Consider the following 10,184-nt stretch of genomic DNA (forward strand, 5'->3'; position numbering starts at 1 on the left):
GAGGAATGAGGTCAGAAAGTGACTCAAACTGAGCAGCATTACTGGCGTGCAGGAAGTCGAGCGCTTGAGCGATACGCATAAAAAATCCGAAACCAGTCAACAGGTTTCGGATTTTCACACAACAGAAGGATCGGTCAATGGATCCTTAACTGATCGGCATTACGCCCTGAGGCGCTTTTTTCATATCAACCGGATGATCAAGCTTTGAACTTGCTGAACACCAGAGAGGCGTTGGTACCGCCAAAGCCGAAGCTGTTGGACATGACGGTGTTGAGTTCGACCGCTTCGTACTCACGCACGATGGGCAGACCTTCAGCCTTCTCGTCCAGAGTCTCGATGTTGATGCTGGGGGCGATAAAGCCGTGTTCCATCATCAGCAGGGAGTAGACAGCCTCGTGCACGCCCGCAGCGCCCAGCGCATGACCGGTCATCGCCTTGGTGGCAGAAATCTTGGGACCGTTGGCGCCAAACAGCGTCTGGATAGCTTCCAGCTCTTTGGTATCACCGACCGGAGTGGAGGTGCCGTGGGTGTTGATGTAGTCAACCTTGCCCACACCCTGCATCGCCATCTTCATGCAACGCACCGCGCCTTCACCGCTCGGTGCAACCATGTCGTAACCATCGGAGGTGGCACCATAACCGGTCAACTCGGCATAGATGTGAGCACCACGGGCCAGCGCATGTTCCAGCTCTTCGATCACCAGAATGCCGCCGCCACCGGAGATAACGAAACCATCGCGGTTCGCATCATAGGTACGGGACGCTTTTTCCGGCGTGTCGTTGTACTTGGTGGAGAGGGCGCCCATGGCGTCAAACTGGATGGTAGAGGACCAGTCCAGCTCTTCACCGCCACCGGCGAAGACCACATCCTGTTTGCCAAGCTGGATCAGCTCAAGCGCGTGACCGATGCAGTGAGCAGAGGTGGCGCAAGCTGAGCTGATTGAGTAGTTGACACCCTTGATCTGGAACGGGGTCGCGAGGCAAGCGGAAGTGGTGGAGGACATGGTGCGCGGCACCATGTAAGGGCCCACACGCTTGACCCCTTTCTCACGGGCGATGTCCACAGATTCCGAGGTGTTCTTGCCGGAGGCACCACCTGAACCGACCACCAGGCCGGTACGCTCGTTGGAGACCTGATCTTCCGCCAGACCGGCATCTTCAATGGCCTGCTGCATGGAGAGGTAGGCGTAGGCCGCAGCGTCACCCATGAAACGCATGACTTTACGGTCGATCAGTTCAGACGGTTCGAGTTTGATGTTACCCCAGACACGGCTGCGCAGGTTGTGCTGCTCGAACTGCTCGGAATAGGTGATGCCGGATTTACCTGCTTTCAGGGAGGCCAGCACTTCTTCCTTGTTGTTGCCGATACTGGAGATGACGCCGATACCGGTGATCACTGCTCTTCTCATTAATTCATCTCGTCTGGAAAAACTGGCGCCAAGTCTACCCGCTTTCGGCTGCCAAACTGGTCTGCTTTCACGTAGAATGCCCGCGATTTTGTGACGCGAGCCGAGGAAAACGTGAGTCAAACATCCTTACATCATGCCCGATTGGACTGGAATGAAGCGGGAACTCCTGTCTCCAGTGACTTCGGGGATGTGTACTTTTCCAATGATAACGGTCTAAGTGAAACCCGCTACGTCTTTTTGCAGCAAAACCGGCTACCTGCGCGATTTTCGCACCACGATAGTGACAGTTTCGTGATAGGTGAAACAGGTTTCGGCACAGGCCTTAACTTTCTGGCGACAATGCAAGCCTTCCTGGAACAGGCGCCTCAATCCGGCAACGGCTCCCGTCTGCACTTCATCAGTTTCGAGAAATACCCCCTGACCCAAGACGATCTGCGCAAGGCGCTGGCCGCCTGGCCTGAACTTGGCCACTTGAGTCAGGATCTTGTCGCCCAATGGCCGCTGCCGGTCTCCGGTTGCCACCGCCTACATTTTGCGGGTGGCCGCATTCGCCTCGATCTCTGGTTTGGCGACATCAAGGATATGCTGCCGCAGGTGCCTCACCGGGCAGAAGGGCTGGTGGATGCCTGGTATCTGGATGGTTTCTCCCCGGCCAAGAACCCGGAAATGTGGACACAGGAGCTGTTTGATGGTCTCGCTCGCCTCGCCCGTCCCGATAGCTCCATTGCCACCTTTACCTGTGCCGGTTTTGTCCGTCGCGGCCTGATTGCCGCCGGTTTTGCCATGAAGAAGGTGAAGGGCCACGGTAGCAAGCGGGAGATGCTGGTGGGGGATCGCTCCGACAAGCAGCCGCAGCAGACCATCGCTCCTTGTTATGCCCGTCCTGCCGGACGCGCTGGCGAGGTAGTGATCATCGGCGGCGGCATCGCCTCGGCCATGACGGCGCTCTCTCTGGTGGAGCGGGGTCGCAAGGTGACGTTGCTGTGTGCAGATGGCGAACCGGCCACCGGCGCCTCAGGCAATCGTCAGGGGGCGCTCTATCCCCTGCTCAACGGCGAGCACGATGCCCTGTCACGCTTCTATTCGCTCGCCTTTGGCTATGCCCGCCAACGGCTGCTGGCATTGGCCGAACGCCACCCTATCGCTTTCGAATTATGCGGAGTGACCCAGCTCGGTTATGACGACAAATCGGCAGCCAAGTTGGCGAAAATGAACCAGGGCTCCTTCCCGTCCGAGCTGATGCATCCCCTCTCTACAGCAGAGGTAGAGCAGGTGGTTGGCCTGCCCTGTGGCCACAGCGGCGTCAGTTACCCACAGGGGGGCTGGCTCTGTCCGGCCGATCTCACCCGAGCCGCCCTGAAAGAGGCGCAAGCCAGCGGCCTGCTGGAGGTGGTGTTCAACACCGAGGTGGTCGCTATTACTGAACTGGCCGATGGCTGGCAAGTAGAGAGCCAGGATGGCCGCCACTGGCAGGCCCCCAATCTGGTGGTCGCCGCCGGACACCAGTTGCCAGCACTGCTCCCCTTTGCCGATCTGCCGCTCTATCCGGTGCGCGGTCAGGTGAGCCATGTGCCGACCACGGCCAGCTTGCGTCAGCTCAAGACCGTGCTCTGCTACGATGGCTACCTCACGCCAATGCACAACGATCAACACTGCATCGGTGCCAGTTATGGCCGCAACCAGAGCAGCCTTGAGTTTCGTGCCGAGGAGCACATCCAGAATCAGGTGCGGTTGCAAGCCTGCCTGCCGGAGCAAACCTGGCCCGCCGAGGTGGATGTGAGTGGCAACAAGGCGCGCGTAGGGGTGCGTTGTGCCAGCCGGGATCACCTTCCGGTGGTGGGGCCAGTGGCTAGATTGCAAGGTCTGGCGGATCACTATGCGCAGCTGCAGCATGATCAGCACAACGCCCAGCCGCTTCCCCTTCACCCCGGCCTCTATGTGCTGGGGGCGCTCGGCTCGCGGGGCCTCTGCTCGGCGCCGCTCTGTGGTGAGCTGCTCGCCAGCGAGATCTGCGGCGAGCCCCTGCCGCTGGCCGCCGACCTGCTGGAAGTGCTCCACCCGGCCCGTTATTGGGTACGCAAGCTGCTCAAGGGCAAAGCGCTGGTCTGAACCGGACTCTGAAAGCAAATAGAATGGCCGCCCATCGGGCGGCCATTCTATTTATCAAATCGTGCGATGCTGGCTATTGCGTCTTGAGATAGCGCTCACTTGGGCCAGTGCACCCCGAGCTGTTCGCCGTAACCTGTCTGACGCTGGAATCCGTCGAACCGTCCCTTGATTTTGTTCAGCTCGCCACTGCCCGCAGCCCATGCGGCATAGCGCAGCGCCTGGCAATCTGCATGTCCGGGTAGCCCAGCAATAGCGCCCCCCACCTGATTGGCCCCTTGCAGCACCATCTCCTTGAAGCGGGATTCGTAGTCAAACATGCTGGAGAGCAGCCGCCCCCAGCGCTGGCGGGCAGGACCGTTACTGTTCGCGCTCTGACGCCAGCGGGGCAGCAGCACGGTGGCGTTGGTGGTCACCGTCACCCGGTTGAGCTGGCAGCGCCCCGGCAACTGCTCGGTATCCAGCTGCCAGTCCACCTGATAACTCGCCTTGCCGAGTACGGGCTTGCCATTCACCTTGGGAGCACTCTGGGCAATCGCCCGGGCAAGCTGCTCCGGACTGGTTGCATTGACCTCATAAAAACGGACATTGATGCGGGACTCTGGCACCACTTGCGGCCGGCTCGGCTGAGCCTGACTCATCAGGGGCAACAGCAACAACCCGACCCCCACTACTCCATAAACCTTGCTGACCATGCCAGACTACCTTCCTTGATTGCACGGGCGGAGTACCAACCTTGGTGAACCCCACCGCCACACAGATGACGGGTATAGCCTATGTGTGACGACGAGGCGGCGCAATACAATGATGCGCCCAGAAATCAGAGCACGCTCACAGGTTGCGTGAGCAGAGTATGGCACAAGGCCAAAACTGTATTTTTATTGAGCATGACGGCTGATGCGCTGCCAGTCGAGGTGATAGTTTTTCACATTGATGTCATGACCATCTATCTGAATAAAATGATCATTTTTAAGACGGTTGGCAAAAAAGTCCTGATCTGCCCCCTCATTGAGCCACAACTCGCAAAGTCCCCGTTTTCCCTCTTTGGCATAGAATCTCGGGGTGACCAGCAGCGCGACCCCATCTACCCGGATGGCATGACGAGCTAGGCAGTTTGCTTCGGTGGTTTTGGATGCCAGCGCGGCAAAACGGGGTCTGTTCCCCTCGGCAACCACCAGAACGCCGTAAGAGTGAGGAGCCATGAGACGCCGCATGGCGACCGCCTGATGAGGACCGGTTTGATGAAAACCGTCATTGGTTACTGCAAACACGCAAGTAGGTGAAAATAACATCGCAAGCAGGAAAACAGAGCGTTTAATGCCTGAAAAATCACCAACCACCATATAAAAGCCTCAAAAGACAACCAAGGCTGGCAAGGGTAGGTAGCCAAACCCGCTGGGTAAAGTACCTTTACCTTTCTTTAATTCTGTTCATGGGGTTAAACGTTGATTTAGCTCACACAACATCCTGTTTCCAGTCGCCACTCTACCCCTATCGGAATAGACTCCCTCCACTCTCATCCAATCAGAAGGCAACATATGCTGGAACTCATCGTTGGTACCCTGGTCACCCTGGTGGTGGGCCGTGCCATTTTCAAAGGATACTCCGCGACCGGGGTGCTGCTGAGCGGCGGCTTGCTGCTGCTGGTCATCACCGCCATGATGGGCAAGCCGGTACTACCGAGCAAGGTGGTCAGCACCGGTTATATCGCAACCGATATCTTCGAATACGTCCGCTTCCTGCTCAATGACCGTGGCGGTGGACTGGGGATGCTGATCATGGTGCTGTGCGGCTTCGCCGGCTACATGAGCCATATCGGTGCCAACACCATTCTGGTCAAGCTGGCCAGCAAACCGCTCGGCATCATCAAGTCCCCTTATATCCTGCTGGTGGCTGCCTATCTGGTGGCCTGCGCCATGTCGCTGGCGGTCAGCTCCGCTACCGGCCTCGGCGTGTTGTTGATGGCCACCCTGTTCCCGCTGATGGTCAACATGGGGATCTCCCGTGGCGCGGCGGCGGCCGTGTGCGCCTCGCCAGCCGCCATCATTCTGGCACCAACCTCAGGGGACGTGGTGATGGCCGCTCAGGCCGCCAACATGCCGCTGCTGGACTTTGCCTTCAAGCTGACCCTACCCATCTCGCTGGTGGCGATCGCCTGTATGGCGGTGACCCACTTCTTCTGGCAGCGCTACCTTGACCAGAAATCCGGGGAACACAACGAGCCGGTCGCCCCGGGTGACCTGGTGACGACTGCGCCTGCCTTTTACGCCATCCTGCCCTTTACCCCCATCATCGGGGTGCTGGTGTTTGACGGCAAATGGGGTCCGCAACTGGATATCGTCACCATCATCGTCATGTGCATGGTGCTGGCCAGCCTGCTGGAACTCGTGCGGATCCGCAATGGCAAGGAGCTGCTGGACGGTCTGCAGGTCTGCTGGCGCAACATGGCTGACGCCTTTGCCGGTGTGGTCATGCTGCTGGTCGGTGCCGGTGTCTTCGCCCAGGGTCTGATGACCATCGGCTTTATCGACACCCTGCTGGCTCACGCGCAGGATCTCGGTTCGGGTGGTCTGATCATGATGCTGTCACTGGTGGTGATCACCACCCTGGCCGCCTTCACCACCGGCTCGGGCAATGCTCCCTTCTACGCCTTCGTGGAGTTGATCCCCAACCTGGCCAGCAACCTTGGCATCAACCCGGCCTATCTGGTGATCCCAATGCTGCAAGCCTCCAACCTGGGTCGCACCATTTCTCCAGTCTCCGGGGTGGTGGTCGCCTGTGCGGGGATGGGCAAGCTCTCGCCGTTCGAGGTGGTCAAGCGCACCAGTATGCCGGTCGCCGTCGGCCTGCTGGTGGTGATCGTCGCCACCCAGATCATGGTACCCGCCTGATCGCTGACCAGCCCGGCACCCTGCCGGGCTGGTATCCTACCCCCCCTTTGCAGTAGACTCGGTGCTCATTTTCCCCCTAAGGAGGACCGAGATGAGTATTACGGTTCAACTTGCCCATTTCAGTGATTGCCACTCCCACTTCGATGGCGCGCCCATGAGCTTCTCCCCTGTCGGTGAAGGCCAGTGGCGCACCCAGTGCGGCGGTTATGCCCGGATCCTGACCCGACTGACCCAACTGCGTGCCAAAGCCGCAGCAGCCGGCCAGCGTTTTCTATTTCTGCACGGTGGCGACTCCTTTCAGGGTTCGCTCTATTTCAACCGCTTCAAAGGGCGCGCCAACGCCGACCTGCTCGCCATGCTGGCCCCCGATGCCATGGTACTTGGCAACCACGAGTTCGATCTGGGCAACGGCCCGCTGGTGGAGTTCTTGCGCCAGCTCGATTTTCCGGTGCTGGCCGCCAATCTGGACAACAGTCAGGAGCCAGCCGACACGCCGCTAGGGCTGTGGGATATTCCCCACCTCTACGACGCCCATCAGCCCTGGCATCGCCGGGTGATCGACGGGGTTCCCTTTGCACTGCTCGGCATCACCCTCGCCCAGATGGCTGCCATCGCCAACCCGGATTCCCACACCCGTTTCCACGCGGTCGCCGACACCCTCACCAGGGTGTTGCAGGAGATCAAGCGCGAAGGGATCCAGCATATCGTGCTGCTGAGCCACCTCGGGCTGGATCAGGACAAGCTGCTGGCCGAACGCTTCCCCGAGCTCAGTCTCATCATCGGCGGCCACACCCACAGCCTGCTCGGCGATCTCGCGCCGCTGGGTCTGCCAAGCGAAGGCAGTTATCCGCTGATGAACAACGGGGTGGCTATTTTGCATGCTGGCCACAGCGCCCTCTGCCTCGGTGTCTGCGAGCTCACCTTCGATGAGGCGGGCCGCGTCGTGCAGAGTCAGGGTCAGCTGGAGTGGCTCCCCTGGCAGCCCTGGCCGTACGCCTCCACGCCACCTGTCGGGCTCACCTTCTGTGAGCCGGCCCCACAGCTTGAACAACATCTGGCCAAACGCTACCGGCCGGAGATTGAAACCATGAGCCAGCGCATCGTCACCCGACTGGCGGCGCCACTTCCCCATCAGCGGCTGCCGGATGCCACCCTGCCCCACGGCAGCCAACTCGCCCCGCTGGTGGCCCGCGCCATGCTGACCGCTGCCCGTGAACAGGTAGGCGAGGTGGACTTTGCCCTGCACAATGCTGGCGGCGTGCGCTGCTCGCTGGAGCCGGGCCCCCTGAGCGAAGCGGATATCGCCGGTCGCCTGCTGCCCTTCGCGATTCCCCTCACCCTCTATCGGGTGCACGGTCACGAGTTGGCGGAGGCGCTGGAGAATGCCATCGACAACGCCACCAACAACGGCGTGGTCGGCAATGGCAACGGCAGCTTCCCCTACACCGCAGGGGTGCGATTCACCTATCAGGCCGATCGGCCCAAGGGTCAGCGCATCACCCGACTGGAGTGGGAAGCCACCCCCGGCCAGTGGCGAGCGGTCAATGCCGAACAGGTCTATCGCGGAGTGTCGAGCGCCTATACCGCCTCCGGCAAGGAGGGCTACACCGCACTGGCGCGGACCCTGACCCAGCACAATCAGGAGCTCGGCATCACCCTGGCCGACGCCTTTATCCGCTGGGCCCGTCACCTGCCGACACTGGAAGCGCAGCCGCCCCTGCTTGAGTACATCCATTGATGCAGAGGGGGAATGGCTTTGCCACATCCCCCTGACGGCCAATATTGCCGCAGCCAGCGCCCGGTTCCCTGCAAGAACCGGGCTTTTTCGAGAATATTTGCCTCACACAGGCCTGCCCCATTGCATCGCACTCACTAGCTCGGCAAGATAGGCCCGCTTTCAAGACCAGCTGCAGGAACAGGCGACTTCATGAATCACTCCATCCGTTTCACTCCCCCTCGCGTCAACCCGGGTATCAAGCCAGCCATTGTGCTGCTGACCGCCTTGCTGGCGCTGCTCTTCTGTCTGCGCAACCCGCTCTTCCACGCCATGGCACCGGGCTTTGATGCCTCGCTGTTCGCGGTGATGGGCAAGATGTGGAGCGAAGGGGGCGTGCTCTATCGCGACATGATCGACATCAAGGGACCGATGATCTTCGCCCTCGACGCGCTGGGCTATGGAATGGGGGGTTTTGTCGGGATCTGGGCGCTGGAGTGGGTGCTCTGCTGGCTCGGGCTGCTGGCCAGCTGGCAAGCCTTTGCCCAGCTCGGACTCTCGTTCAAGGCTCGCCTTGGCGCCATGCTGGCGGTGCTGGCTCTCTACGGCACCCGTTACTACTACGGCAACATGACCGAGGACTGGACTTTCCACCTCGCCCTCATCGCCCAGTGGGCCTTCATCACTCTGTTGCTGGACAAAGGCTTTCGCTGGTGGCCGGCGCTGGTGGCGGCCCTCACCTTTGCCATCGTCGCTTGGATGCGCACCAACAACGGCGCCTTCTGGGGGGCATGGTATCTGGTGCTGTTCTGCCACTGGTGCCTGCACGAGAAGTGGCGTGACGCCATCCTGCTGCTCGTCTCCAGCCTGCTCGGTCTGGCGCTGATTGGCGGCCCCCTCTACGGCTACTTCCAGCAGCACGACCTGCTGGCGGCCTTCAAATACTACGCCTTCGACATCTTCTTCGAGGGGAGCTACGGCAACGGCTTCTCACCCATGGTGGGGGCCGTCGGCTTGCTGCGCACCGGTCTGGTGATGCTGCTGCCCCCCTTCATCCTGCTGATGCTGAGCCGCCGTCAGGAGTGGTATCTGCCGGTGCTGCTGGTCACCCTCTTTGGCGTGCTGTTTACCCTGATCGCCAACTCGGTCTCCGGCCATGTGTTCGATCACTACGATGTGCTCTATCTACAGCTGGCTCTGCTGCCGCTGGCGGTACTGCTGGATCGCAGCGAGCAGAAGGCCGATGCCCTCGGCCTGCTCTGCATCTCGCTGGTGGTGCTGACCGCCAGCTGGCTGCTGGCCCAGCAGCTGGTCTTCGGCTGGAGCACCAAGGAGTGGTCCCTCGAGCGGGTTAACGAGGTGCTCGGCACCAGTCTGCTGTGGGCCCTGCCGGTACTCATTCTGGTGCCCCTGTGGCGCGCCTGGGATGTGCGTAGCGCCACCCCCTGGCTCGCCACCCTGGCCATGTTGCTGCTGATGATCAACAACGCTTGGGAAGGAACGATCAAGGGGCGCCCCTTCAACCCGGCGGCGCAGGTGCGGGTCGATCGCATCAAGGCCGAAGCCAGCCCGAGCGACAAGATCTGGGTCGATGGTATCCAGCCGCAATATTATCTCTGGACCGATCGTCAGCCGGCCTCTGCCTATCTCTTCTTTGCCAACGTCAACCCGCCCTATGACGTGCGGGCTCGTGTGCTGGCGGACATCCAGCGCCAGAACCCCAAATTCATCATCGCCAAGCCGGATCGGGTCAGCGAGGAGCTGAAAAAGCCGAGCTCGCCCTCCCATCTCGCTTTCTATCAATACCTGACCAACCACTACGAAGAGGTGGACCCGGGTCTCTATCGCCGACGCTGATCGTCAATACGCCCCGCAGGGCGGCCATTGTTGCAATGGCCGCCTTTTTTATTGGCTCTGTTTGCATGAGGCGCTGGGGCACCCCATGCAACACGTAATTGGGACATAGCCTTTATTTAAGGCTCTGTCCCAATTACGTGTTGAAAGGCTAATCTTGAAGTAGGCCATCACCTTGAGGTCTACCATCATGGATACCCCAGCCTTTCA

7 protein-coding genes are annotated in these 10,184 nt (G+C 60.3%); 4 read left to right on the forward strand and 3 right to left on the reverse strand.

Features of this window, described 5'->3' with window-relative positions; genetic code table 11:
* Positions 1-197: 197 nt before the first annotated feature.
* On the reverse strand, positions 198-1,409 hold the full coding sequence (gene fabB, locus AB5Y92_RS00170) for a beta-ketoacyl-ACP synthase I (protein ID WP_368225062.1): 1,212 nt from the start codon (positions 1,407-1,409) through the stop codon (positions 198-200).
* Between the two features lie 90 nt (positions 1,410-1,499).
* Between fabB and mnmC the strand changes: the two genes are divergently transcribed.
* Positions 1,500-3,518 carry a bifunctional tRNA (5-methylaminomethyl-2-thiouridine)(34)-methyltransferase MnmD/FAD-dependent 5-carboxymethylaminomethyl-2-thiouridine(34) oxidoreductase MnmC gene (gene mnmC / locus AB5Y92_RS00175; protein ID WP_368225064.1) on the forward strand — a complete coding sequence of 673 codons (2,019 nt, stop codon included), beginning with the start codon at positions 1,500-1,502 and terminating at the stop codon, positions 3,516-3,518.
* Positions 3,519-3,613: 95 nt separating this feature from the next.
* On the opposite strand, the gene AB5Y92_RS00180 is transcribed toward mnmC, so the two are convergent.
* Positions 3,614-4,210: a DUF922 domain-containing protein gene (locus tag AB5Y92_RS00180; RefSeq protein WP_368225065.1), complete on the reverse strand. Its 597-nt coding sequence runs from the start codon at positions 4,208-4,210 to the stop codon at positions 3,614-3,616.
* A 183-nt stretch (positions 4,211-4,393) separates the two neighbouring features.
* On the reverse strand, positions 4,394-4,858 hold the full coding sequence (locus AB5Y92_RS00185) for a hypothetical protein (protein ID WP_111900126.1): 465 nt from the start codon (positions 4,856-4,858) through the stop codon (positions 4,394-4,396).
* Positions 4,859-5,053: 195 nt separating this feature from the next.
* Here AB5Y92_RS00185 and dcuC point away from each other — a divergent pair, with 195 nt between their 5' ends.
* The 3 genes from dcuC to AB5Y92_RS00200 all read left to right on the forward strand — a co-directional run bounded on the left by dcuC (position 5,054) and on the right by AB5Y92_RS00200 (position 9,977).
* A complete protein-coding gene (dcuC, locus tag AB5Y92_RS00190) occupies positions 5,054-6,406 on the forward strand; it encodes an anaerobic C4-dicarboxylate transporter DcuC (protein WP_164536716.1) in 1,353 nt (450 codons plus the stop codon).
* A 91-nt stretch (positions 6,407-6,497) separates the two neighbouring features.
* Complete coding sequence (locus tag AB5Y92_RS00195) at positions 6,498-8,144, forward strand: bifunctional UDP-sugar hydrolase/5'-nucleotidase (RefSeq protein ID WP_164536715.1); 1,647 nt, start codon at positions 6,498-6,500, stop codon at positions 8,142-8,144.
* A 189-nt stretch (positions 8,145-8,333) separates the two neighbouring features.
* Entirely contained in the window at positions 8,334-9,977 is a 1,644-nt protein-coding gene (locus AB5Y92_RS00200) for a hypothetical protein (RefSeq protein WP_164536714.1), read from the forward strand.
* Positions 9,978-10,184 lie beyond the last annotated feature (207 nt).

Origin of the sequence: Aeromonas sp. R1-1 (genome assembly GCF_040908495.1) — a bacterium.
Taxonomy (GTDB): Bacteria; Pseudomonadota; Gammaproteobacteria; order Enterobacterales; family Aeromonadaceae; genus Aeromonas; species Aeromonas veronii.

Coding starts and splice junctions, on each gene's coding strand:
- AB5Y92_RS00195 (WP_164536715.1), top strand. CDS start 6,498: ATGAGTATTACGGTTCAACTTGCCCATTTCAGTGATTGCCACTCCCAC.
- AB5Y92_RS00185 (WP_111900126.1), bottom strand. CDS start 4,858: ATGGTGGTTGGTGATTTTTCAGGCATTAAACGCTCTGTTTTCCTGCTT.
- fabB (WP_368225062.1), bottom strand. CDS start 1,409: ATGAGAAGAGCAGTGATCACCGGTATCGGCGTCATCTCCAGTATCGGC.
- dcuC (WP_164536716.1), top strand. CDS start 5,054: ATGCTGGAACTCATCGTTGGTACCCTGGTCACCCTGGTGGTGGGCCGT.
- AB5Y92_RS00180 (WP_368225065.1), bottom strand. CDS start 4,210: ATGGTCAGCAAGGTTTATGGAGTAGTGGGGGTCGGGTTGTTGCTGTTG.
- AB5Y92_RS00200 (WP_164536714.1), top strand. CDS start 8,334: ATGAATCACTCCATCCGTTTCACTCCCCCTCGCGTCAACCCGGGTATC.